The sequence below is a fragment of the Blautia argi genome, assembly GCF_003287895.1.
Classification (GTDB): Bacteria; Bacillota; Clostridia; order Lachnospirales; family Lachnospiraceae; genus Blautia; species Blautia argi.
This window is the reverse complement of sequence record NZ_CP030280.1, coordinates 1437912-1462591: the sequence shown is the minus strand read 5'-3', so window position 1 is coordinate 1462591 and position 24680 is coordinate 1437912. Positions and strand designations below refer to the sequence as shown.

20 protein-coding genes and 1 pseudogene are annotated in these 24680 nt (G+C 40.7%); all 21 read right to left on the bottom strand.

Going from position 1 to position 24680, the window contains the following annotated elements; genetic code table 11:
• Positions 1-487: 487 nt before the first annotated feature.
• On the bottom strand, positions 488-1879 hold the full coding sequence (gene ltrA / locus DQQ01_RS07130; protein ID WP_111919460.1) for a group II intron reverse transcriptase/maturase: 1392 nt from the start codon (positions 1877-1879) through the stop codon (positions 488-490).
• 37 nt (positions 1880-1916) lie between these two features.
• The gene (locus DQQ01_RS15850; RefSeq protein ID WP_162624260.1) at positions 1917-2069 is read right to left on the bottom strand and encodes a hypothetical protein; all 153 of its coding nucleotides are present in this window, start codon (positions 2067-2069) and stop codon (positions 1917-1919) included.
• A gap of 280 nt (positions 2070-2349) precedes the next feature.
• Positions 2350-3969 (bottom strand): IS66 family transposase, encoded by a 1620-nt coding sequence (gene tnpC, locus DQQ01_RS07120; protein WP_111919459.1) that lies wholly within the window; start codon positions 3967-3969, stop codon positions 2350-2352.
• Between the two features lie 292 nt (positions 3970-4261).
• Positions 4262-4624: an IS66 family insertion sequence element accessory protein TnpB gene (gene tnpB, locus DQQ01_RS07115; protein WP_111919458.1), complete on the bottom strand. Its 363-nt coding sequence runs from the start codon at positions 4622-4624 to the stop codon at positions 4262-4264.
• The gene (locus DQQ01_RS07110; RefSeq protein ID WP_003023175.1) at positions 4614-4979 is read right to left on the bottom strand and encodes a hypothetical protein; all 366 of its coding nucleotides are present in this window, start codon (positions 4977-4979) and stop codon (positions 4614-4616) included. The genes tnpB and DQQ01_RS07110 overlap by 11 nt, the downstream gene beginning before the upstream one ends.
• Positions 4980-5291: 312 nt before the next feature.
• Complete coding sequence (locus DQQ01_RS07105; protein WP_111919457.1) at positions 5292-6284, bottom strand: hypothetical protein; 993 nt, start codon at positions 6282-6284, stop codon at positions 5292-5294.
• A 726-nt stretch (positions 6285-7010) separates the two neighbouring features.
• Positions 7011-8264 carry a Rho termination factor N-terminal domain-containing protein gene (locus tag DQQ01_RS16435; RefSeq protein WP_242980662.1) on the bottom strand — a complete coding sequence of 418 codons (1254 nt, stop codon included), beginning with the start codon at positions 8262-8264 and terminating at the stop codon, positions 7011-7013.
• Positions 8265-8287: 23 nt separating this feature from the next.
• Positions 8288-8797: a YkgJ family cysteine cluster protein gene (locus DQQ01_RS07095; protein ID WP_111919456.1), complete on the bottom strand. Its 510-nt coding sequence runs from the start codon at positions 8795-8797 to the stop codon at positions 8288-8290.
• A gap of 77 nt (positions 8798-8874) precedes the next feature.
• The gene (locus tag DQQ01_RS07090; protein ID WP_111919455.1) at positions 8875-9618 is read right to left on the bottom strand and encodes a PD-(D/E)XK nuclease domain-containing protein; all 744 of its coding nucleotides are present in this window, start codon (positions 9616-9618) and stop codon (positions 8875-8877) included.
• Positions 9611-10795 carry an ATP-binding protein gene (locus tag DQQ01_RS07085; protein WP_008975335.1) on the bottom strand — a complete coding sequence of 395 codons (1185 nt, stop codon included), beginning with the start codon at positions 10793-10795 and terminating at the stop codon, positions 9611-9613. Before DQQ01_RS07085 ends, DQQ01_RS07090 begins: the two co-directional genes overlap by 8 nt.
• A gap of 827 nt (positions 10796-11622) precedes the next feature.
• Positions 11623-12823 (bottom strand): annotated as a pseudogene (locus DQQ01_RS07080) (integrase DNA-binding domain-containing protein).
• A 153-nt stretch (positions 12824-12976) separates the two neighbouring features.
• Positions 12977-13183: an excisionase gene (locus tag DQQ01_RS07075; protein WP_025578905.1), complete on the bottom strand. Its 207-nt coding sequence runs from the start codon at positions 13181-13183 to the stop codon at positions 12977-12979.
• A gap of 415 nt (positions 13184-13598) precedes the next feature.
• Complete coding sequence (locus tag DQQ01_RS07065; RefSeq protein ID WP_006858660.1) at positions 13599-13856, bottom strand: helix-turn-helix domain-containing protein; 258 nt, start codon at positions 13854-13856, stop codon at positions 13599-13601.
• A complete protein-coding gene (locus DQQ01_RS07060) occupies positions 13837-14277 on the bottom strand; it encodes an RNA polymerase sigma factor (RefSeq protein ID WP_025578909.1) in 441 nt (146 codons plus the stop codon). Before DQQ01_RS07060 ends, DQQ01_RS07065 begins: the two co-directional genes overlap by 20 nt.
• 456 nt (positions 14278-14733) lie before the next feature.
• On the bottom strand, positions 14734-15249 hold the full coding sequence (locus DQQ01_RS07055) for an immunoglobulin-like domain-containing protein (RefSeq protein WP_025578911.1): 516 nt from the start codon (positions 15247-15249) through the stop codon (positions 14734-14736).
• Positions 15250-15305: 56 nt separating this feature from the next.
• Positions 15306-16628, bottom strand: a complete 1323-nt coding sequence (locus DQQ01_RS07050) for a HAMP domain-containing sensor histidine kinase (RefSeq protein WP_025578913.1) — start codon at positions 16626-16628, stop codon at positions 15306-15308.
• Positions 16616-17290: a response regulator transcription factor gene (locus tag DQQ01_RS07045; protein WP_022215892.1), complete on the bottom strand. Its 675-nt coding sequence runs from the start codon at positions 17288-17290 to the stop codon at positions 16616-16618. The genes DQQ01_RS07050 and DQQ01_RS07045 overlap by 13 nt, the downstream gene beginning before the upstream one ends.
• A gap of 663 nt (positions 17291-17953) precedes the next feature.
• Complete coding sequence (locus DQQ01_RS07040) at positions 17954-18319, bottom strand: cysteine-rich VLP domain-containing protein (RefSeq protein ID WP_025578920.1); 366 nt, start codon at positions 18317-18319, stop codon at positions 17954-17956.
• On the bottom strand, positions 18316-18528 hold the full coding sequence (locus DQQ01_RS07035; RefSeq protein ID WP_456297930.1) for a transposon-transfer assisting family protein: 213 nt from the start codon (positions 18526-18528) through the stop codon (positions 18316-18318). The genes DQQ01_RS07040 and DQQ01_RS07035 overlap by 4 nt, the downstream gene beginning before the upstream one ends.
• On the bottom strand, positions 18525-22550 hold the full coding sequence (locus DQQ01_RS07030) for an antirestriction protein ArdA (protein WP_111919454.1): 4026 nt from the start codon (positions 22548-22550) through the stop codon (positions 18525-18527). The genes DQQ01_RS07035 and DQQ01_RS07030 overlap by 4 nt, the downstream gene beginning before the upstream one ends.
• 241 nt (positions 22551-22791) lie before the next feature.
• Positions 22792-24633 (bottom strand): CD1108 family mobile element protein, encoded by a 1842-nt coding sequence (locus tag DQQ01_RS18515; protein WP_456297929.1) that lies wholly within the window; start codon positions 24631-24633, stop codon positions 22792-22794.
• Positions 24634-24680 lie beyond the last annotated feature (47 nt).

The window sequence follows — 24680 nt, the reverse complement described above, 5'->3', positions numbered from 1 at the left end:
TTCTTACTAGGCATTTACCGATAGGGATACTACGAGAAAGAAGTAGTAGCATTTCTGCAATTAAAGTAGCGACTTTCAAGTCGCACACTATGACATCATCTGACTCCCTCTCCAAACCTTTTTCGACCATACCGTTCGGTATGTGAGTAGGGTCTCCCGAGGTAAGACACTAATCTTTCGTTCCACAACCTCTTGATTTACAACTTCGGTTTACGTTTACCTTTCGGGCTTCAGTTTGTTATGCAGCTTTACCCACCTAATCGCCTTATCAAGTTTCTGTACGTAGGCTCAAGAACTTTGCTACACCACTTCCTTCATCCATACCATTACTGGCACCGACTTGTGGTTCACTACACTTGGTGGTAAATACCCGTGACTGGACTTTCACCAGTAAGATTAGTGCCATGCTCGGCACAATCGAGTAGGAGGCGGTGATTAACCGCCGTCCTCTCACACCACCGTGCGTACCGTTCGGTACACGGCGGTTTCAATAGTTGACGTGCAGAGACTGATACGCTGTGGCTATATCATAGTAGCCCCAGTTTATCAGTCTTTCTTTCGTTAATGCTCTTTTGACCACACCTGTATTAGACATCCTCCAATAGGATTTTCTACTGTATGCCCCTTCACAGGCAACCCACTCTGGCATTCCCAGACCCATTAGTTTTCTTTTCCGGGTCTTTGGCAGTTTCCACTGCTTCCAGATACACATCCTTATTCGGCGGTACAGCCATCCGTTCATGCTTTCGATGTTGTTCTTCATGTCCGCTATTCCATAGTAATTCAGCCATCCTCGCATATAAACTTTTATCCTTTCCATAGCTCGGATGATACTCCCACATTTGCTCCGGGAAGTGAGCTGTCGCAGTTTCTCCTTGGCTTTCTTCCATGACTTTCCATGGACACGGATATAAATTCCTTTTCCGTTCTTCCCAAAACAAAAGCCAAGGAACTTAAATTTTCGGATTGCCAACACGCTGACTGTCCTGCTCTTTTCCCGGTTCACTTTTAGCTTTAATGTTTCTTCCAGATATTTCGTACTGCTCTCCAACAGTCGTTCCGCCGCCCGTTCACTCTTCGCCAACAGTACGATATCATCTGCATAGCGAATACACGGTACGCCCCGTCTGTGAAACTCCCAGTCGAATTCATTCAGATACACATTTGCTAAGAGTGGGGATAGATTCCCTCCCTGCGGGGAGCCTTCTTCTGTCTCTGTTTCAACACCGTTTTCCATCACTCCGCCTTTCAGGTATCGCTTTACCATCTGTATGACCCTCTCGTCTTTTACCTGCTTTCTCAGCAGATTTAAGAGGATTGTGTGGTTCAGCGTGTCGAAGTACCTTGACAAGTCGAGGACGACTGCCCTTATGTAGCCTTGTTCGATGTACTCTTTTATCCTGTAAATGGCGTCTTTTGCCCCTCTTCCCGGACGATAGCCAAAGCTGTCATCCGAAAACAGCGGCTCATAGATTGGCATAAGCTGTTGGAGCATTGCCTGTTGAATGATGCGGTCGATGACGGTCGGGATGCCGAGTTTCCGCTTTCCTCCGTCTGGCTTCGGGATTTCCACTCGTCTGACAGGAGTAGGGGTATATTTTCCCCTTCGTATTCTCTCTGTCAGTTTCTGGTTATGCTCCTTTAGCCACGGCAGTGCCGCTTCAATGGTCATTCCATCTACTCCCGGCGCTCCCTTGTTTGCCTTTACTCTTTTGTAAGCCCGGTTCAGGTTGTCCCTGTCCAGTATCTTACCTAAGAGGTCCGGCTCTGCACTGTCCCTTTCCTTCCATATCCGGTTGAATGAGCGGTGCGCTCTCACATACCCTTTGCGTTCCGCGCTATCTCTTTGCGAGCAGCTTTCTATGTTTTCTGTACCCATCTGCCCATTCCCCCTTTCCCTGTCGTACTAAAGACTCCTATTGATTCAGCCCTTCGCCGAAAAAAAAACTTCCAGCTACTGTGGCCTCTGCTGACTTCTGTACGTTCAGCGTTACCTTCCGGTAACGGTTACTCTTTTCAGAGCGTTCCGTACAGACCTCCCTGGGTACCACACGTTTCTTTCCCTCCATCCATCTGCCGCATTTACTGCACATGATTCCGTGTAGCTATCGGGCTTCATCTTGTGTGGCAGACTTACCCTCATGTACAGCCTTATATACGATTTCTTTCCGTCAGACCGGAGGTTTGCCCGTAGGTTAGTTGGTTCCCCACATCCGGCTTCCTTCAGATTCCACCTCACGATGGACACCCTTGCCTTCGGCTATATCCTTCCCGCTACCGGGCGGATTGTAAACGCAAAATAGCGAGTACCTTGACATTTTTAGGCGGCTGCTTTGCAGCCACCGATATTTAAGCTTTGCGAATCCCTGCCGGAAGTTTTTCTGACCAGGGCAGAAGATCTTCCAGAAAAGAACAGTCCTTATCATTCATGTGTTTCGGAATCTCTTCCAAGAGATGCTGCACATAATCAAAAGGTTTCAGATTATTGGCTTTTGCAGTTTCTACAATACTGTAAATAATTGCGGAAGATTTGGCTCCATGAATCGTATCGATCATCTGCCAATTCTTCTTTCCAATACAAAAACCTCGGATTGCCCTTTCGGATGCATTATTATCAATCGGAACATCTCCGTCTGTAAGAAATACCCGGAGATATTTTTCCTGATTTCGTGCATATCTAACGGCATCACCAAATTTGTCCTTTTTGGACACATTTATGGTTTTCAGGTACGCAAAAAAAGCATCCACAAGAGGTTTGATAACCGCCTGTCGCTGTTTCAGTCGTTCATCAGAAGAAAGGTCATTCAATTTCCCTTCTTCCCGATAGATTGCCTGAATCTGTTTCATCAGCAGAAATGCATTGGATTCCTTTTGGGATGGTTTGGGAATCAGCTTCAAAGCTTCATCAAATCTGCGGCGACAGTGCACCCAGCATCCAGCAATGGTCAGTTCTTCCAATTCTTTTTCTAAAGTATGGTAGACCTGATAACCATCTGTTACACAGATGCCATCGTATCCTTTCAGGAATTCCCGTGGATGGGATGCATTTCTTGTCTGCTGGTATTCATACAGGACAATCTGCCGGTCTTGATACAGATGACCAGAACGGTATACCCACATCCAGCTTTTGCTTCCGGCTTTGCGTCCGTCATGGTTTACAAGCACCGGCGTCTCGTCTGCCTGGATCACATGATAGAAATACAATTCTTCATGAAGATGATCATAAAGGATCGATAGATATTCCTCTGCCAAACGTATGCACCAGTTTGCCATGTTCTGCCTTGTGATCTGCAGGCCATAACGCTGGAATTCCTGCTCTAACCGATAGAGAGGAACTGCATTCACATACTTTCCATTGATGATCGCAGCTCCAAGAGATGGTGATACCAAACTTCCATGCAGTAATGCTTTTGGATGGTCTGCTTTGACCATGTGCTCATCTGTTTTGCTGGCATACACACCGATGTGATGTTCTTCTACCTCTACCCTCGCAGGTACAAAATGATATTTTTTGGAAATGGCATCCGGTAACTGTTTCCACCCATTGACACCGAATTCTATTTCCAATTCCTCCTCTGACAGATAATGGTCAATCCGTCTGACCGTAAGTCCGGAAAGATCTGATTCTTTCTTTCCCTTACGCTTTGGCTGTTTTGGAGATTTGAGTTCCAGCTCATCAGGTTCTTTTTCATTGAGATCGTAGACAGCTTCCGCTTCATTGAAAAAAACAATAGTGCCGTCTACTTCTTGAAAACAGATCTGGCTGGTATCTTCCATTTTTTCAGATGACCTTCCAAAACGGTTCTGCTTACCAAGGATTACCTGTTCCATCAGAAGCTGCATTTTTTCATTCGATGCGTGAAGCTCCTTTGTTATGGCTTCCAATTGTTCCTGCTGTTGTAAAAGAAGCTGGATAAGAAACGACTTATCAACACTATTTAATTGTTCCTCCGTATACTTAACTGCCATAACCAAACCTCACTTTCCTGAGTGCTATTATAGCAGAACCAACGGTTTTTGGCTATTTTTGAATTCTGTCACCTTCGTCATTTTGACAGTGGATAACAGTCATGAATACCTGAAAATAAAAGCCTGAATTTCAGATATTTATGACTGTTATCCACAATCTGAAAAGTTTTGGAATCAGGAGTATATAGAAACTCACAGAAAACTTTCAGGATGTGAATAACTTTAAATTTTATATTGCACAGGGTGATTTATCATGGATGAAAGCAATTTTATTTTCTACGTTTTGCACAAATCACAAGGAGAATTCTGGACAGGAGATTTCTTCTATGGGATGTCTGGCAACGATTTCCAGACCTTGCATTAACATTTGATACTGGTCTGCACTAATTTCCAGTGCTTCTTCTTGTGTACGGGGCCAGCGGAAGTTTCCGTTTTCAATCCGCTTGTACAGAAGTAGAAATCCATCGCCCTCCCAGATAAGCCCTTTTATCCGATCTGTACGTTTGCCGCAAAATAAGAATAATGTATTCTTATCGTAAGGATCAAGCTGGAACTGAAAACGTATGATTCTGGTCAAGCCATCGATCCCTCTGCGCAGATCCGTAAATCCAGTCGCCAGATATACTTTTTTGAACCCGGAGCCATCATTGAGCATTGCCGAGCACTCCCAAAAGTGTTTTTAGAAATGAATCAGATGCCTGTTCGGTAATTTCCAGAGTGAGGTTGTTTCTGCCTCTAATCAAGGCAATGATTTTATACTCCGCTGCCATATTTACCGGCTGGATTGCAGAAGAGGGAACTTCTACAAATGTTTGTGTATGATCCGCTGTTTTCAGATAAGCCTCACGAACTTTCCGGAGTCTCCAGTAATAACTTGCTTTTGTAATGTCGTGTAGTTGACACCATTCATCGATTTTCATTCCTTGCGGACGGTTTTGGCAGTCCCTGACCATGTCAGCCCATTCACTCAGACGGGTTTGCTGTGCAACTAAACTTGTATGAGATTTCATAACTCACCTCCTGTAGCAAAGTCAAAAAAGTTGAGTACTAAACTATTTGGACTTTGTAGTGATGAGTCTATTATCTCACATTGGATGATTTTGAACAGGTACTCGCTATTTTGCGTTTACGGCGGATTCGGGACTTTCACCCGTTAGAAACGTGCGCCGCCAGGCGCACCATAAAAAAACGGCATTGGATTTTACCTTTCCAATGCCATTTTTTACTTTGAAGAATCTGATATTTAAGGCAATTCACATTAACTACTAAGTTAGTGCAAAATTGTTAATAGTGTCAGGTTTTTCACAAATTAGAATTCTGAGTTAATTATTCCAATTTTTAACATATGTACATGTCAAAATCACATTACTACCTGTATGAAAACTTCTCCTTTTTAATTTTTTCATATTTATATTAACGCTATCTGCATTCTTTTTTTGTTTCTTCAACAAATACTTTTGAGGTATTATAATAATATCTATTTTACTTGCATAATCAATTATAAATGCATAAGTTGGAATGTATTCGTTTATAATTGATTCTTTATTAATTTTATCAACATCTTCAATTCTCAAATTCATTAAATTATCATTCCCATGTTTTATAACAATACCGTATTTCTTATTCTCCTTACAACAAATATAATCAATTTCTGGCGTTTTAGCTACGTCAACACTGTAATTCATGTTATGAAGAAGTGATTTGATTAACATTTGACTTTTCTCATTCTGGTTTTGCTTTCTACTAGAAAATCTTTCTATTTGTATTTTTTTCAATTTTAGAATCATTTTTACATGGATTTTTTTAATCGGGATCAATTGTACAGCTCCCGAAAACGTACCAAATATAATAAGCGTTACAACAGAAATTATTACTGATATTTTGATCATTCCCCAATAGGCTTGTAGTTTAACAACTTCCATTTGTTCACTAGATACTTGTTCAAAGATTTTTTGAACAAAAATAAATATCCATAACGAAGAAAACTGCTTAAACAACTCTGCAAGGAATCCCCCAATACTGTAAAACTCAAATTGGTTTAAGTTGTTTTCTAACTTTTCCAAATTATTATTTGAATATATTTCACTAAATTCTTTCTTTTTTTTTAGGATTTGTTTTACAGAAGAATATAAAAATGGATATAAATAAAACAATATAATGAGTAATGACCAAATTACATTTTTGTCCTTCTTCCACAAAGACAGCCAATCGTAATAAAAATTTATGACTATGCAAATTAACATAAATACCAGTGCAGCACCTAAAACTGTGAGTGTGCTCCGCTTAAAAAATTTTTGATAAATACATTCACTCATATGAATATTCTCCTTCCTATAGCTCAATATTTCCTATTGTTTCTCAATTTTTATTCTCTTATTATTTTTGTCTAGTTTATCTATGTTGGAAGATTGTGGATATAATAGTAATGACCTGATATTCTCAAAATCGAAATCGTTTTCAAAAATTTTAAATCAGACTATTACAACTAATTCAATAGAAAATACAAAATCAATACATATCTCCAAAAATTAAAAATACTTGGCTTGAAGTTCCTGGAATTGCCACCTAAGCCTTCCAGAAAAGTTCAAAATAACACAATAGGCTTAATAGGGCAAGTTTACACTTTGTATCTATCAGAAAATTTATGTTTCATAGTAAAGTTCAATTTTGTATTCTATGGATACATATGAATTTGATAAAATTTTCAGGTCTCATATACAATTTTTACCTATGCATAAATGTACATACACTCTCTCAGAGCGACTTTTCATCAACTAAATTACAATTACATTTTTGGAATTTTCCTTACTCTTCTTCTCAATCCCCTCTGGCGAATACAAAAATAACCATCTCTATGTACGAATCAGGTCACCCGTCCATCTATTTTTATCTATTTCATCTAGTGTTATTCTGTCCGTACAGTCCGCAGAAACAGCGTAAAAACGCACAAAACAGCACTCAATACCACTCATTTTCCGCCTTATAAATAGTAGCTCACGAAATATTTCACTCTCGTAACTGGTCCAAAGCTTTTCTTAGCATCAATTATTCTTTCCACAACATTTTTTATATTTCTTTCCTGAACCACATGGACACGGATCATTTGGATATATTTTCTTTTCTACTCGTATTGGTTCCCCGTTCAGCCCGATCGGAAACATTGTTGTTTGAATAACATCTGTATTTCCATTTAAGTCAACCGGCACCCCCATAGCCTGCAACTGCGGTGCAGCATCCTTTAAAATTGCAGCTGCATTAGAACTTGCCGGAACAATTGTTGGCATTTTATCGACAGATTTTTTTCTTACCATTTCACTTGGTTTGTACCCTCTGTTCTCTTTCATTCGGGTATTGTTATGTGCCGTCACAAGTAACTCTAGCAATTCATTTATCATTTTCTCTTCAAATTCAATATTGGCTTCCGTCATTTTATTGATAATTTTTGATGGTGATTCTCCTTCATAACTATTTGCCCACACCTGCAGACACCACGTCACTGCCTGCTCATAAGAAAACTTCAATTTCTTAATAAAAAAAGATTCCAGTTTTTTATATGCAGACGAACTTGCCTCATATCCATTTCTACATATCTCATCTATCTGCTGTGCTGAGGGGATATAAAAATCTTTATCCATCTGCTGTCGAAGCAAATAATCAAATTCTTCATTTTCAAACAACTGTAAGTGAACAAATATTCCTTTTTCTGAGTATAACGGGTTCTCTTTTGGCCATCCTTCCATCCCAAGTTTATCCATTGTAAAAAGACACGATTCCACAATATCAACCGGCATTTCCCACAGTATTTCTATCATTTCATCTATAGAGTCCTTCACTTTCTGCCTATACATTTCATAGATAACTTCGATTGGTGCTATTCCATAATATTGTATAAAGAAATGTATGCACTTTACCAGCCAGCCTTTTCTGCATTGCTTCAATTGAAATGCTTTATCATCTATTTTAGAAAGGGCAACAGCAACATCTTCAAATACGCAAAATCTATCAGTTGGATCTTCAAAATATCCAATCCAATATCTGTAAAGCTGCATCGCATCTACCACTTCATTTACAGAAACAGCGGTAGGGGAAATACAAGCTTTCCGAAATAAGTCCATCTGTTCTTTTGTAAGGCATGCCAATCTGCTTCTAAGCATTTCCTCGGCACAAAAAGTATCAACAATTCTATCTATTAAATCAGCTTTTCGAAGTCCCGAGCACTTTTTGATTTCAAAACTTCTTGCCTGATCTAACAGTTCTTCTTTTGTATATTTTGTCAAATATTCTCTTAAAAACATTTCTGCTCCCTATCTATAATAACTTATCTTCTATAACGAAATCCATATTCTTCTTTTAATCTCTCATATATTTCAAATGCAATCGGACAGACTTCTACTGTTTCCAATACACTGTACAAACTATGTAACCTCTCTGGCTGATCCGTATATGGATATTTCCTGCAATTCTCAGGTTTATATTCTCCCAGCTTACAGTTTCCGTCTTCCTCCAGAAAATCACACGGATGATGCTTGGTTACATACGTATTTTCACTTTCTTTTTTTATCAAATAAGAATTTATAAGTTCTTCTTTAGTAAGTCCTAAATATTCTGCATCTTTCTCCAAATCTTCTTCTGGAATACTTCCGCAGTACATCTTACAACAGTTCCTACATCTGCTGCAGTCATATTTTGCAAACAACTCTTCGTGAAGTTTTTTGAACTGCTCATCCAATTCTTTTTCATCTGCATTACATTTTAAAAATGTACGGAATTCAATATTTTCATTTCCCTTTTTCTTCGCTTCAAATTTTACTTTTCTTGGTGTAATCATATTATCACCTCATTTTTCTCATCTTTTGCTGACACTGAGCCTTTTCTCACCCAACTCTGTCCCGTCAAATTTATCCTTTACATATTGACAGGTTGCAAAATAATAATCCTGATTTCCTTTCCATCAAAACTCCTGTTAAAATTTGTTTCAAAAGCATGCCTGTCTTTTATAATTTTTTCTTTGTCGTAGATATAAAAGAATATATAATCCGCCTTATAATGTACAATATCAGCTTCTATTTCTTCTGTTAGCTTTTTTAAGTTTGTTGATGTTCTTGTACACTTTGCTTCTATGATTGTATTTAAAGAAAGAATTTTTATATCGCTTCTAACTGTTCCAACTCCCGAATCATCATTTACCTCTCTTCTGGCGTCTGGACATAGTGGTTTTATAACTGCATAAAGCAAATGCTGTAAATCATATTCATTTTCAATCTGTATTTTTTGCAAATTTTCTGTGGTAAGTGATGCTCTCTTATCCGGTTTTGCTTCCCTAAACGCTTCTAAAAAGAAATAAAAATTCCTCAGAAATCTCTCAAGCTCCCTTTGAATAAATTGTGATGATTTCTCATACTCTTCACACAAAATACTATCCAAATAGATTAACAGATTTTCTTTTGCTTTTAACATATTTTCACGGGTAGATTCTTTCGAAAATTTGTTTACCATATATTTCTGCTTATTCCTGATATTTTGAACAATATCATTCTTATATGTTTCTTGTTTCATCATCTGGTGCAGCTTCGATATAAATGCCTCATATTCCTCTACAGTATCTACTGATTTCAACTTTTCGATATACTCTTTCAGCATATTATCCATTCATTCTCCCCCATCTCAGATAAAACAAAAATAATGGATCCAAAACATACACTTTTCCGTCTTTCCATTCTATTGCTTTATAAATTTCTTCTTTTTCTTTTAGGATTGTTTGTAAATTATTTAAATGACTTTTTACAGAATTTCTATCCGGTTTTCCTTCTGTTTTAGGAATAAGGTTTATGATTCTGTCATAAACTGTGTCAAAATCTAATTCCATAATCGGAGGATTTTTGGCTAACGATTCCACGATCAGTCCATACAAATCCAATTCTTTTCCATCTAATGTTTTGTATAAATTTCTTTTCTTTCCACGCGGATTTGGACCTTTAGACATTACATTTACCACATCGTAATAGTTAAAGTTAACCGTTGTAAATTTATATGCCATTTCCAACATATCAAAATTTACAATATGCTCATTTTTGTCTTCCAACAATGTGCAAATGCTCAGACAAATATACTGCATTAACTGTGGTGATGTAAGACATTCAACTGCCAACTGTTCTGCAACTTCATCTGTTATCTTAATGTCAAGTTGTTTAAATCCTTTTAAAGCAATCTCTTTTAAATCCTTTTTTTCCCACGCTTCAATATTAATTAAACTCAATCTTCCCGATAAATCTGCATTCTGTCGAATTGCATCGTCTGCCCTATGCGGAAGAGAAACTACGACTACCTTTAATTCTCTTCTAATTGCATCTTTGAGCTGTTGTGCCATTTTTGTCTGCATCTCTTTTGAAGCATAATGAAAATCATCAATTACTAATACTTTATCGTGCTCTTTATAATATTGAATAACGGTATCTTTCGCTAGAACATACTTTTCGCTTTTACTATCTGTTTCCTTACTATTTCCTTCATTAACCTCTCTTTCTGTTGTCAATTCTCCTTTATAAGGCAACCCCACTTTTGCAGCAACAATTGCCCAAAAATCTGTGTTGCTGTTAAAATCCGCACCAGAAATTTCAACAATGTTGTCAAATCCAATTACCTTCTCGCATAAGATTGTCTTTCCCATTTTTGATGGTCCAATTAATGATGTAAGGCAACCCGCTGTTCTCAATGCCTGCTTTAAACGTAATTCATATGATATACCTGTATTTTCATAATTCCTGGAGACATATGTATATTCCGGATACGCTCCAGGTTTAAATACATTTTCTGCTTTTAGTCTCATATTAGCACCTCCAAATATTAATTACTCTAATTATAACACATTTTATTACTTTTTAAACATTTTATTACTTTTTATTGGTCTAAATATCATTTGACCATAATATAACTTCATTGTTATACTCCAGCACAAATGATTTTATTCTCTAGCATACTTAATAGAAAACAAAAAGGCTGAAGCCCATGATGCGACTCCAACCCTTTAATTTCTCTCGACAAAAGAAAACATATAACCCTTGCATTTATATTTAATTATTCTGAATGATATTCACTCCAAATTACCATTTTTGCGTAACAAATTCAATTTCGTAACAATATCATTCTTTCATTTTCAGTTTCGTTTAGTTTCATCCAATCCATACATCTTGTGCTTTAAATCACAGAATAACACTATATATTGTTCTTTAGTACTGCTACATTATAGCACTTCAGAAACATCCAGAAACAAAATACTCTATCTAAAATTGTGTATTATACTGTTTTACTTCCATGTTACACTTTTATCTACTAGACTACTTTCCAATCAATCATTTCAAGCACTCTCTAGGATTTCAAATGATATATTTTTGATGTAAATTCTCACTTTCAATTTTAAATCCCCTTATAAATTAAGGTTTTTTCAAATATGTTTGTCTGCTGCCGTGGCAAATAAATAATACTCTAATCATCTATGTAAAACTCCTTGAATTTACTGTATTTCCTTGATGTATCGGCATTTTCTTTCGCTTGCTGTTTCCTCTCATTCGTGGCATATCGTAGCATAAATTAGCACATCTTTTACCTCAAAAGTAGTACAAAAAGTAGTAAATTAAGGGCTGAATACTCATTTTACTACTCGCCATTTACTACCCGTTTCAGTTCCTCTTTCGCGTCGTCATAGCCTATATGTGTATAAGTATTTAACGTGACGCTAATATCAGAATGTCCCATGAGGTACTGTAAAGTTTTAGGGTTCATGCCGCTTTTAGCCATATTAGAACAAAAAGTGTGACGGCAAACGTGTGGCGTAACCTTTGGCATTTGCACTCTATAAATACTATTATACTTCTCGCAAATATGCTGAAAGTATTTTTCCCAGTGCAAGGCTACCATAGGCATATCGTTTTTATCCAAATATAAGAAGCCACATTTACCTCCTACAATAGGTTCAACCCTCGGTTTCTTTCTACTGGAAATAATACGTTGAAAGCACTTATAAACTTCATCTGTCATAGGGATTTCTCTTGTGCCACAAGAAGTCTTTGTATCTTCAATTACATACTCCATATTCCGTTTTCTTTGTAACTGATGATTGACACTAATTTTTCTATTCTGCATATCCAAATCTGATAATGTCAATCCCACAAACTCTGAAATACGAAGCCCTGTTTTGAATAAGATAAAAATCCCCTCATAATATCTGCAAAAGTGCTTATCATTTGCCACAAATTCAAGAAATGCTCGTTCTTGCTTTCTTGTAATTGCTTCTCTTGTTACGCTGTCGTTTACAACAACCGTAGCAAGCTGAAATTCAAACGGATTTTTGCGTATCAAATCATCATCTACCGCCATTTGAAAAGCTGGTCTTACAACACCTCTGATAGAATGAATAGAGCTATACCCGCGCCCGTCCTGCTGTAACTTTATCAGCCAACATTTTGCGTCGGACAGTTTCACTTTATCTATCCGCTTTTTACCAAAGTCCTCTTTCTTAATAATATTGAGAACAAAATTGTAATTTGCTTCTGTGTTATGCCGTACTCCCGTTTTTTGTAAAAGATATTTCTTTACCAGTTCTAAAACGGTCATTTCCCCACCACGCGGGACGATTTCATCATCAATCGCTTTCATTATCTGCTTTTTCCTTTTCCCTTAATGAAAGGTCGTCGCGCTTTCCCTGTGGTGTCTTATCTGTCTTTTCTAATTTCCAACTATAAACAAACTGCGGTTTACCTGTTGTATCAATATATTTGAACGCATATCGTCCGTCCCGGCGTTGGCTCTCTCCATTGCGAAGAATACGATTTTTGCTATCTCGTCTTTTTCCGCTCATGTCTATGCTCCTTTCGTACAAAAAGAGCCTCGCCACGATATATTAAATTATATCATAAGCACAAAGCCCTTTTTCTATCCTTTTATCAAGCAGCACTCAAAGCGGAAAGACTATATAGCCTATCCGATATGGCTACTGATTATCCTATATTTATTAAATTGCTGTCAGGTCATTCAGAAAATCTTCAAATCGTTTCCTTTTGATAAGAAACTTCACTCCATTTTGAATAATAAAACCGGAGTCCAAATTATCTGAAACAAGTTTTCTTAATTTCTTTTCTCCAATATTAAAATAAATTACTGCTTCATCAATCGTTAAACAAAACTTATTTTGTATCTGTACCTGTGTTTCATTATTCATTTATTCTCTCCCCTTTCTTGAACTATAAAACTATTGTAAAATTATAAAGGCTCATCAGACGGTTTTAGCAAACCTCACAAGAATTTCACTTCCGCATGGTTCTCATGCAGCTCTACCCGTTGTCTGCGACGCTTCTAACGCTCGGACTACGGCGGTAAAGGAGTATCATTATACCGATATATGGATTGTGGCGACAGAGTTGCTAAATCTGCTTTGGAACGCTGATAGTTTTCGCTCGTTTTGTCCCTCCTTTCGGTCATGGCGTATCAGCCCAACGGCTCCCCATACATCGAATGTATCTGATTTGCCTTATACTGCGTCGCCGTTCTATTGCACCGCTTTCTTTGTCAAAGAGCAGAGGGCTGTTCTGCGATATGGAACGGAAAAGGGGGAAGCGTTCCAATACCTTGTTGGTTTATTCAGCCCTAAATGTGAGGATTGCCCTCATTAGTTTTGCTTGCAGCCTTTCGCGTATTTCTTCGTCTACTCCAAAATAAACATTTCCTCGCTCATCATAGAGCTTTCGCATGGAAAGACTTGCTATGTAGCCGCTGAAATGCTGCAATACAATCTTCATTGCGTCCGGGTCGCCTTTGCTCGCCGCCAAAATAACAGGATAAGGAACAAGGGCATTTTCCGGGTACTCGGTCGGTTTACCATTCAATCCATTCATCAGCGTTTTCCTCCAAATATTTTTTTAACTGCTCAAAGGAGCTTGTCCGGCGATACTGTACCGTACTTCTTGAGATATTGAGCTGCTTTGCGATTTCTATATCAGTCAATCCCTCAAAGTAATACAGCAGTACAATTTTGCGCCGTTCTTCGGGTAAAGCCCGGATAGCTTCAAGTAGCAGTTTTGGGGTTATTTCTTTTCCTGCCATTTGATAGGACGGCTCTGCTTTTTCGTCTTGAAAATACTTATCGACGGTATAAAGCTGCCGTTCCTCATGCAAGGCAAGGTTGGAAAAAGTAACCTCCCGAACTCTGCGCCGACGAATTTCCTCATGGGTGTTGCACGCTTCATTGTGAAGTACTGATTTACAGAACTTTTGAAACGCACATTGCTTTTCAAATTCCCTGCGATTAGGTGTCATGGTGTTCACCTCCTTTCTGCCGAAAGGCGGTAGTACCTCCCCTTTTCGCGGGATAATACAGGCGACTTTTTGCTTTGCCAAAAAGAGGGCAAAGTTTTTGAAAAATCTTCTGTAAAATGCGAAATGCGCCTGCCTGCAAAATGCAGACAGACGCATAGGAAATAACAGCAGTATTTAATTGATTTGATAGTTCATCTACATAGCCGGAATACCCCGTCGGTGGATAATGGCTTTTTTTGATAGTAACCCATTAGGGTATAGAAAAAAGGACATGGCGATACCTCCTTGATACCGTCGTGTCCCCGAATAGCAGGATTTTAATATGCCCTCTGTTTTAGATTTTCAAAAGAAAACGACGGTTTTGATTGTTATTTCAAAACCGCCGTTAAAATGGCATGAGAACTTTCTATTTCATAAGCGGTTTTTTTTATTTCATGCTTATGAAGTAGAGAATTTTTACCTTATCGTAAATTCGCAAGATAAATTATATGTATCGTAATCCCAATCTCTTTCACTTTCAAAGAACGCAAATTGTTTAATCAAACGATAGTGTCCAGCAGGCAATTCTCCATAAAAACTTTTAACATCAATTTCTAATGTTAATCGTTCGTTAGGCTTAATAAAACAATCCTTTTCATTGCTCTTTGAAGGGTCATCAAGCTGTTCAAGTTGATACCAAGTGCCGGATTGTTCAGTTTCTATTTCAAAATAATTTGGTGAATATCGGTATTCTTTATCAGAAGTATTTTCTATTAGAAATGAAAGGTGCTTTAAGTCTAAATCCTTTTCTGCACTCATTGAAATCTTCAAATCGTCCAAAGTGTCAAGTGCTTCTTCACTTCCATAAGGAGAAACCTCATATTCTTCGGAATAATCTTGTACTACATGAATATCACTGTCCTTTGTTTGACTACACCCAACAATACACACCAATAGCAATAAAGTTAGAAACATACATATTATTTTTTTCATTTGTCATTATCTCCTTTCTTTTAAATTTATAATAGCAATAAAATGTCTATTTTCAATCAACTTTCATTGCAATTTATTTTCACTGTAACACATGCTCCCCCTGCTTTATTATTAGCAATTTGGATATTTCCACCATGTCTTTCACTTAAAATCTTACTAATATTCAGCCCTAACCCCAAATGTTCAGTAGATATATCTTTCGATGATTTATAAAATGGTAATGTTGCTTTTTCAATCTCAATATTTTTAAACCCGCAACCATCGTCTGAAACAGATATAACCAAATTATTATTCTCTATTACTACGCTAATAGCAATATCACTTTTTGCATATCTAATACTATTAGAGAGTAAATTTTCATAAATCTGCATGACTGTATCTAAATTGATAAACAAGGTTATATTATCACCGCTTGCAGTAATTGAAAAATGTTTGTCATAACAAAGTGCTTCCGCTGTGTTATTAAAATTATCAATAAGTGAATGAAATGTAATCTGTTGTCGTGGAATATCAATATCCTCTAACCTGTATAAGTTCGTCATAGCATTTACATATTTTTCAAGACGTGAAATATTTTTTGACATTACTGATATTTCGTCTAATATTTCTTCTTGTGATACTAAGCCTTTGGGAATAAAGGAAAGCAACATAGTAGCATGACCCTTTAGTAAAGTCAAAGGAGTGCGTAAGTCATGTGAAAAAGCAGCATTCAAACGGCGCTGTTCAGCAAATTGTCTAAACATAGTTTCATTATTTTTCGACAAACAATCTTTCATTTTTTCAAAGGCGTGACAGAGTTTCCCCATTTCATCATTTAATGGATATGATAATGTAAAATCTAAGTCATTTGCTTCAATTTTATGATACGCATTAGTTAATAGCTTAATGGGTTTTGATAATTTTTTTTTATAAAAAAATGTTACACAACATATCATACTAATAGATAATACGATAGGAATAATTGCAATATTTAATGAACCTAAAGCACTGTCAATAAGCCTATCCCGGCTTGTAAAATTAGGTAAAACTTCGATATATGAAACATGGTTCGGATAGACATATTCGTGTACTGGGCGTTCTTTTTGATAATCAACATTGAACTTGCATATCTCGTTTCCTTTCGTGTCAAATATTGTATATTTTGTTTGGTCATTACTATAAGTGGCGGTAAATGAGCCATTTTCCGGTATATCATACCTTGTTGACATATTTTCATACTTATAGTTTAAATTTATTCTGTATCTGTCAACCATTGAAATTAAAAATATACAAATAATTATTCCAATCAACAACGAAAACAAAGCATAAAGAACAAAGGACATTCTAATACTCATGCTATTTAACCGATTGAACCATCTGCTTCTCTTTAATTTTTCCATTTATATCCGCACCCCCAAACAGTTTCAATGTAAGGTCTATCGCCTAAAGATAAAAATTTTGCCCTAATACGTCTGATATGTTCTGTAACAACTGTATTATCACCAATGCCGTCTAATCCCCAAACTTTTTCATAAATAGTTTCCCGGTCAAAAACAATTCCTTTGTTTTGCGAAAGGAAAGATATTATATCAAATTCTTTTTTGGTAAAAGCCATATCCTTATTATGATAAAACACAATACGTGAGGAATAATCTATAACCATATCTTCATCAAATTGCACCTTTGAAGATGTATTGTGTCTTTTTTCTCTGCGAAGATGTGCTGCAATGCGAGCTTCTAATTCATCAACAGAAAATGGTTTTATTACATAGTCGTCTGCGCCAATAGAAAATCCTTTTATTTTATCACTATCTTCAATGCGTGCTGTTAAAAAAATTATAGGGCATGAAACATAATCCCGTATTCTTTCACAAACAGTAAATCCATCAATATCTGGCATATTAACGTCTAACAAAATAATGTCAGGTTTTTTTTCTACTTCTTTTAATGCAGCATTTCCTGCTGTTGCAGTATATACCGTATATCCAAGTTTGCTGAAATAGCAATACAGCATTGATACAATTTCTTTTTCATCGTCTACAATTAAAATACTCTGCGCCATAAATATACCTCCCTTGTAAATATCTGATTTAAGATTATCAAACAAAAATCTATTTCTAATCAATTTCTTTAATTTTCGATGTCATTAGATATTATATATGGCAGTATGAGTGATAGCAACCTTACTCTGCATGTTTTATGCTCTATTACTATCAATATCAAGCAGAACATAGACAGCATTTTGCGGCAGGGCAAAGAACAGGAACGGGAGAAAGGAAAGGAACGGGAATAATTATGAAAATTGTTGACATTACAACGTGTATCAAAATAATAGAAGAAAATGATATGTACGGCATAGAAAGGTATCTTGATATAGGCAGTAAAATCAAAATCACATTTAACAGCTGAAATACACTTACAGGATATGTGCAGTATTTGGATTACGGACATTATCCCGGAGAGAATGTATTGCTCGTCTTAAAAACAGATGAAGATACATTACTCGGCGCAATGGTATGTTTCATATCGAATATAGAAGTATTGTAGACAAAAAAAGAACGGACGCAGCAGCCATGTAATCATAGCCGCCGCGCCCGTTTTTTGTGGGTGCAGATGATTTGATATGTTACGCAGTAGAACCCCGATTTTAAGGGAAAAGGTATTCCGTATCGCTTATGCAAGTTTCGTGTCTGTTATGCCCTGTAAATCAAGACTTTTTTAACCCCTACTGCGTAACAAGGGCGCGTCGTTTCCTCATACGCTCCGCTGCCTGTCTGCGGGTAATACGCTTCCGGCAGTCCGGGCAGTATTTGACGCTGTTAGAGGTGGACGCAAAAGAAGCTCCGCACTCGGTACAACGCTTTTTATCCTCGGTCTTGAAAATCTCTGCATACAGCAGCTTATCAAGGGGAAGTACGGCGGTCTGAAACCATTTGCAAAGAAGCGAATAGGAAATAAGCTGCGGGCAGACACATTCCTCCCCGTCGTCCAGTAAAATACAGTGTCCGTTATCGCAGTTGCAGCACTCCTTTTTTACAAGGCTGTTGACTTTCCGGCTTTGGGGCGGCGTAAGCCGCTTAACCCCGGTCATACTTCATCAGCGGCGAAAATGGCAAGCTCCACATACTCATTTTCTGTCAGAGGTGCGATTTTCGCAAGGGTACGTTTCGCAAGTTCCTGCATATCCTCGTCCATGAACGGCAGCGCAGCATTGATGTTTTCCGTAAGCCCACGCTTGCCGCCCTCATTGTAAATGCTCAACAGGTTTGTTTCTTCAACGGTCAGTCTAATCATGTTCATACCTCCAATTCGTGATTTTTTGATTTTGCCGCTTTTTTCTGTGCGGTCTTTTCTTTGTCTGCTCTAAGCTGCGCCCGGATAGAGGGCTTCTTTTCCATTTTCACCGCTTTGCCGCGTTCCTTGTCAGCCTTGACAGCTTCCGCAAGGTCAACAAGGGAAATGGTTTCTCCTGCCTTTACCTTTGCTTCCAGTTCTGCGGTGGTCGGGGTGTTGTTTATCTGTCCGTCAATCATATTGTAGTTTTGTTCGGTGGTCTGCTCGGCAGCTTTCAGATAGTTTTCCGGCTGAACGGGAACAGTAAAAGCCCTTGTACCGTTCCCCATAATCAGATATTTTCCGTCGTCGGACTGGTGGTGCAATCCATATCCGGCAGCTTCCATTTGCTCGCGGCTCATGGCGGTTACATAGAAAGTCCCCCTCGGTGTTTTGATTGTTTCGCCTGTTTCCAAGTCGTCGGGAATGAGGGCTTTTTCCTGTTCCTTGAAAAATTCCGGCACGTCCTTATAACCAAAGCTGTCTACATAGTGGGCGGTGTCCTGCCCGTTCTGATGAAGTACCACCACGTCGGAAACGGAAAGGCTGTGTCCCTTAAAATCTTTCGGGTGGTCGATATTGAACCGGGTGTAAATATCTTCAAGGGAAGTCCCCGGCGTAAGCTCTGCGGAATAGACAAGGGCATAGTTTTTTGGGTCTACCCTGTGTCCTGTGGCAATCAGACGGTCGTAAGGCTCAAAACGCAAGTCCCTTGTTTCGTCCCCGCCCCTTATCTGATAAATGGAAAAAGTGTCTTTATCTTGTGGGGCTTTCTGTTCCGGCTGCTCCTGTGCGGGTTGTTCCTGTGCAGCTACCTTTTGCTGCCGGATATGCGCCCGCTGTATCTCGGTCGGCTTTTCCCCGGTAAGGGGTGCAATGGCTTTCACATAATCAGCCGCATAATAGGCGTTACTGGTAAGCTGCCGCTGCCATGCCCCTGCTTTTGGCGACCAACGGAAGCCGTTACTTTTTAAGGCTTCCCGCGTGGCTTCGTCCGGCTTATCCTCAAAGAAGATTTGCAGTCGGTTCGCTTCGGTGTTTGCTTCCACCTTGCCGCCGTCAAATTCCCAACCCACAAAACCGATTTCTTTTTGCTGTGAAAGGGATTTGATACGGTCTTTCACGCGCCGGATTTCTGCGCTGTTGTTGGATAACGCCCAAGTCGCAAAGGGCTTGTCCTCCAAATGCCAACTGCTCGCCATGTCTGCTTTCAGTTTTTCCAGTTCCTCCGGCGGTAAATGCGGGCAGCCGTTAAGGGTCTTATGCTTGCGGTAATAGGCGTTTACGGCTTTCATGGTTTCCTGTGATTTTTCAAGGCTTTCCAGTTTCTTTTCTAATTTCTGTACTGCCTGCGGGTCGTCTGCGCTGATACCGCCCATGCCAGTGCTGCGGATTTTATCAAGAAGCCCTTGTATGTCCTGCCATTCCCGATAATTGCTGTCGCGGGCTGCGTTCTGCTTTTCTTTCTTCCTTGTGGGAAAGTTAGAGCCGCCCGCAATCAGGATAGAGGGAACACGCGCGTCAATCTCATAGCCTTTGTTCATGTTCGCCGCCAGTTTCCGGGCGTAGGTGTCAAGCAGGCTGTCGATTTTCTCATGGTACATCGGGTCTACCCGCTGTTTCTGCCGTTCTGCAAGCTGTACGGCTTCATCTACATAATGCCTGTATTCAGCCGTCGCGCTGCCTTGCTTATAATCGGAAAAGCTGTTCATATCCTTTGCACGTTTGGCGGCAGCTTCATTGATAGTGTAATAAGGGGCGGGTGCAGCCTGTTCCGGCTGTGCTTCTTTTTCCTGTACTGTGGCTGTTTCTTCGGGAAGCTCCGGCGCGTCTGCTTCTGCTTCGGGCTGTTTGGCAGCTTCCTGTGCGGGCTGCGCCTGTTCGGTGGTCTGTTCCTTATCCTGTGCCTTTTGGATTTCTGCAAAATGCCCGTCTATGGTATCAATCAGCTTTGCGGCGGTGCTGCGGATTGTTTCAAGAGAGCCTTTCAATTCTGCAAGTTCTTTTCCGCTACTCCACCCGGCGATATACCCAAAAGAATAGTCCGACGTATCAAGCCCGTAATGTTGGCAGACCGCATAGGCGACGCTTTCTGCCTGTACCTCGCGGGTGCGGCGGTCGGGGCGTTCCGGCGCGTCTTTGTCTGTGTCATGGAGTGTCGCATGGGCGATTTCATGGATTGCGGTCTTGATATTCTGCAATTCGTCCATACCCTCATTGATGATGATACGCTTTTCCTCATAATTGCAGCGTCCTTTTGCGCCGCCGCTTAGTGCTTCAAATCCCATAGCAAAGGGGGAAGTCTTTTCAAGGGCAGCGAAAAAATCCTTGTATTGTTCCACGTTGCCCGTCAGCTCATAGGTAAGGGCAGGAAGCTCCTTTCCCTCGGTCTGTGAAATATCAAAGACAGATACTACACGAAAGGCGGGTATCTTGATTTCCTTTTCCTCGGTAACAGGTTTCCCCTCCTTATCGAAAACAGGCTTTTGGGTGTCCGGGTCGATTTTTTCCACCTGTTTCTTGACGGTAAACGGGGACGGCGCAAGTATCTTGATAGCTTTTTCTCCGGGCTTTACATGGCGGTCAAATTCCTTTTCCCATTGCTTATAGCCTTTCACAAGATTGCCGCCTTGCATGGCGATAAGGATTGTATTGTTAAAGCTGTAATTGTGAAACTTTGACATGGTACGCAGATAATCGGCGTAGCGGTCGCTTTCATAAATCCCCAAAATGCCCTGTTCCAGTCGGTCGGTAATCTCTTTCATTTTATCGGCGGGCTTTTCAGAAGATAGGATAATCGGGAGAACCGGGGGCTGCTCTGTGGCAAATGCAGGCTGTGCGGCAGCAGCGTCAAGGTCTGCCTGTTCCTTTTCCTGTACTGGCGGCTGCGGCGTTACCCGGTATTCCTCCGGCACGTCCCGCCCGTCGTACCACTGTGTAAAGGTGTTGCGGTTGTTGTAGATATAGCCCTGCTCGGTAAATCTGCCCCCGTCATTCATAGCAGCGTCCCGCCCGTATTCCTCATACATGAAATATTTTTTTGCTTCTTCGGGCAGCTCCAACTCGTCCAGTTCTTCAATCAGATAATGCCCGTAATCTTCCTCACTCTGTACGGACGGATAAAGCCAGTAACAATCAAGGTTTTGTGCAAGGTTGATGATGTCCTGCAAATTCCTTGTATGGTCGCCGTATGCCATAGCTGCGACAAATTTTTCCCGGTCGTCGTCAAACTGCATTTTCAAAAGTTCGCCCAAATAGTTCAACTCGTCAAGGCTTTCAAGCTCTGTCAATTTCCCTGCCAGTCCCGCAATAGAGGACTGGTATTCTGTGATATGTAGCTCCCCGTAGTTTTTGCCGTCTATCCCGATACGGTCAAAGATTTCTTTCAAATGCTCGGCAGTCGTGGGGAATGATACCCATTCGCCCGCAGGTCTGCCCTCGGTGTACTTCCCAAGATTAGAAAGATACCCGCTTAAAATCGTTTCTTCCATGCGTTCACTCCTTTCGTTTTCAATCATGCGGTGCATAAGCTCGTAGTCCTCCATGCTCATGCTCCCGTCAAATAGATAGGGGTCGGGTTCTTCGCCGTCCCGGTAGGCTTTTTCAGAAAAAGGCAGCCCCGCAGCGTGGGCGGCGGCTCTTGCTTCCTCGATAAGCTCCGGCGGCAGCCTGTCGTCGTGGGCTTCGATAAATTCCCCGATATTGCTATATCCGTTTTCGTAGTGGCGACGCACCCCGGCGGTTAGTTCGTCAAGGTTCCTATCCTCGCCAAGATAGCCGGAATAATACCCGTTTACCACAACGGCGGCAGGGTCAGCCTGCTTGATTTCTTCCATGCGGCTTCTGTCCTCCGGGTAGAGGTAGTCGCCCATTTCAAGGTGGAAATATTCAGCGTTCCAAGAACGTCCCATTTTCCAAAACGCCACCCAAGCGATACCGTCCCGTAATTCTTCTTGATAGTCCTTTACGGTGTCCCGTAAACTTGCCATGTGTAACCTCCTTTCCAAACGGCAGCGCGGACGCTGTATGTTCCGGTTTCATCATTCAGTACCCCGCGCCCGCGTTTTTGCCAAAGAGTTTAGATATTTTTTCAAGATTTCAGAGGGTAAAACCCTCTACAAAACAGAGGGTTTGGGACACTTCCCAACAAGCAAAAATCCCCGCCGTTCTCGGTAGAGAAAGCAGGGATTTTACGGAAAAGGGTACTCTTTTCCTATGCTTGCTATTCAGTTATTTCTTCTTCGACAGTTCAATGCGGTAGTTGATGTATTTTCCGCCCGTATCAGCTAATACGATAGTTCCGTCATAGGTTTTGCCCGTCTTTGGGGAATAGAGCTTTTTCACATTTACCTTGCCGGATTGTAAGAGTGCAGCGGCAATCTTCGGGGTAAAGGTTACTTTTCGTTCTTCAAAGAAACGGTCATTTTTCCACATGGTAAAGATACATTCCTTGTTGCTGCAATAGTAATTCTTCTTGCCCTCATAGACAGGAGAACCGCAGCGGGGGCAGCTTCCCAATGCTTCCCGTTCCGGCTTGAACATCTGCGCTTTATCATCAGAAAGAAACGGATAGGTCTTTACCAGTTCCCGTGCCATATCCTCGATACCCTCCATAAATGCGGCGGGGTCTGCCTTGCCTTTTGCAATCTGCGTCAGATTGTTTTCCCATTCTGCGGTAAGCTGCGGGCTTGTCAAGGTGTTCGGCAGGACGCACACAAGGTTGATACCGTCTTTTGTGGGAAGTAGCTGCTTGCCTTTTCGCTCCACAAAGCCGCCCTTTACCAGTTTTTCAATGACAGCGGCGCGGGTGGCGGGCGTTCCAAGCCCTTTGCGTTCTGCGTCCGGGTCGGTGTCCTCACTTCCGGCGCGCTCCATAGCAGAGAGCAGCGACGCTTCGTTGTGAGGTTTTGGCGGTGTTGTGTCATGCTCCGTTACCTTTGCCGTCGGATTTTCAAAGGTCTGTCCCTCGGTAAACTGTGGCAGGGTATTTTCTGTGTCGCTGTCTGCGTCGTCCGTTTCGGGTTTGTTCTTTAAGGCTGCCCTGTATCTTCGGTCAATCTCTTTCCACCCGTCAGACAGTACCGTTTTTCCCCTTGCGGTAAAAGACTGTCCGGCACATTCAAAAACTGCTGTAACCGCTTCAAAGGTATGCCCGATAGTGTCAAGGTCATAGCGGTATTCATCATAGCCGCTGTGGGTGCTTTCAATATTGTCAATTTCCTGTTGCAGCTCATTTTCCATTGCAGCATAGCTCTGTTCCGTTGCCACAAGGTCGCTGTCCTCGGACGTGTAGGAAGTCCCTAACACGCTGTTCATGCTGCCGGAAAACATTGCCCCGCAAGAGGAAAGCCCTACGGATACCATGATGAACAGAAGCAGCGCGGCGATAGCGATTATCACGCCTGCCGGGTGTCGTCCTGCAAAGGCAGCCGCTTTCTTTGCTGCTGTTTGGGACGCTCCGGAGGCAGCTTTGGCGGTAGCTGCGCCGCTTTTCTTTACGGTTTTTGCATACTGGCGTTTGATTTTCTGTTTCTGCATGAAACGGGAAGAGGGATTGCTTGTAAGCTGCGGGTTTTCATGCAAGGCTTTGTGATACTGGAAGTTGACGTTTGCCTTAAACGCTGCCTGTTCTGCCTTTGCCGCTTCCCGGTAGGGTTTCAGCTTATGGCTGCGGTAGCCCTGTTTTAATTTTCTTGTCCCGTACCTTGCGCCGCGCTCGGCAAGTTCCTCCGATTTGTGCGCGCCCTCCACGCCGGAATTATCTTTCTCGACGCTATGGATTTTGTTGTGAACAAAAATACCCGCTTCCTGCGCGGGGCGGGATAACGGGTTACTGTGGGCTTTGCCGCCGGGTATCGGCTTTTCCTGTTCCTCAAAGTAAAGCCGGGTCTTTGCCTTTCCGGTAGTTTCCTCAAAGGTGCGCTCTTTTACAAGTTTCTTCTGCTTCGGGAGAGCTGCCTTTGCCGCGTCCAGTTTGTCGGCTGCTTTTTCCGATTTTTTAATGTAGGGTTGCAGTTTTGGCGTTTCCCGTTCCTCGTCGGTAAACTGCAAGCGGGAAGTGGAAGTACGCAAAACAGCCGCTTCCTGCGCTTTCTTGACTGCCTTTTTACTTGCCTTTC

Bases quoted from the DNA above. Each gene is read 5' to 3' on its own strand.
- ltrA (WP_111919460.1), bottom strand. From the start codon at position 1,879: ATGGGTACAGAAAACATAGAAAGCTGCTCGCAAAGAGATAGCGCGGAA.
- DQQ01_RS15850 (WP_162624260.1), bottom strand. From the start codon at position 2,069: ATGGAGGGAAAGAAACGTGTGGTACCCAGGGAGGTCTGTACGGAACGC.
- tnpC (WP_111919459.1), bottom strand. From the start codon at position 3,969: ATGGCAGTTAAGTATACGGAGGAACAATTAAATAGTGTTGATAAGTCG.
- tnpB (WP_111919458.1), bottom strand. From the start codon at position 4,624: ATGCTCAATGATGGCTCCGGGTTCAAAAAAGTATATCTGGCGACTGGA.
- DQQ01_RS07110 (WP_003023175.1), bottom strand. From the start codon at position 4,979: ATGAAATCTCATACAAGTTTAGTTGCACAGCAAACCCGTCTGAGTGAA.
- DQQ01_RS07105 (WP_111919457.1), bottom strand. From the start codon at position 6,284: ATGAGTGAATGTATTTATCAAAAATTTTTTAAGCGGAGCACACTCACA.
- DQQ01_RS16435 (WP_242980662.1), bottom strand. From the start codon at position 8,264: ATGTTTTTAAGAGAATATTTGACAAAATATACAAAAGAAGAACTGTTA.
- DQQ01_RS07095 (WP_111919456.1), bottom strand. From the start codon at position 8,797: ATGATTACACCAAGAAAAGTAAAATTTGAAGCGAAGAAAAAGGGAAAT.
- DQQ01_RS07090 (WP_111919455.1), bottom strand. From the start codon at position 9,618: ATGGATAATATGCTGAAAGAGTATATCGAAAAGTTGAAATCAGTAGAT.
- DQQ01_RS07085 (WP_008975335.1), bottom strand. From the start codon at position 10,795: ATGAGACTAAAAGCAGAAAATGTATTTAAACCTGGAGCGTATCCGGAA.
- DQQ01_RS07075 (WP_025578905.1), bottom strand. From the start codon at position 13,183: ATGAATAATGAAACACAGGTACAGATACAAAATAAGTTTTGTTTAACG.
- DQQ01_RS07065 (WP_006858660.1), bottom strand. From the start codon at position 13,856: ATGAATGGATTGAATGGTAAACCGACCGAGTACCCGGAAAATGCCCTT.
- DQQ01_RS07060 (WP_025578909.1), bottom strand. From the start codon at position 14,277: ATGACACCTAATCGCAGGGAATTTGAAAAGCAATGTGCGTTTCAAAAG.
- DQQ01_RS07055 (WP_025578911.1), bottom strand. From the start codon at position 15,249: ATGAAAAAAATAATATGTATGTTTCTAACTTTATTGCTATTGGTGTGT.
- DQQ01_RS07050 (WP_025578913.1), bottom strand. From the start codon at position 16,628: ATGGAAAAATTAAAGAGAAGCAGATGGTTCAATCGGTTAAATAGCATG.
- DQQ01_RS07045 (WP_022215892.1), bottom strand. From the start codon at position 17,290: ATGGCGCAGAGTATTTTAATTGTAGACGATGAAAAAGAAATTGTATCA.
- DQQ01_RS07040 (WP_025578920.1), bottom strand. From the start codon at position 18,319: ATGACCGGGGTTAAGCGGCTTACGCCGCCCCAAAGCCGGAAAGTCAAC.
- DQQ01_RS07035 (WP_456297930.1), bottom strand. From the start codon at position 18,528: ATGAACATGATTAGACTGACCGTTGAAGAAACAAACCTGTTGAGCATT.
- DQQ01_RS07030 (WP_111919454.1), bottom strand. From the start codon at position 22,550: ATGGCAAGTTTACGGGACACCGTAAAGGACTATCAAGAAGAATTACGG.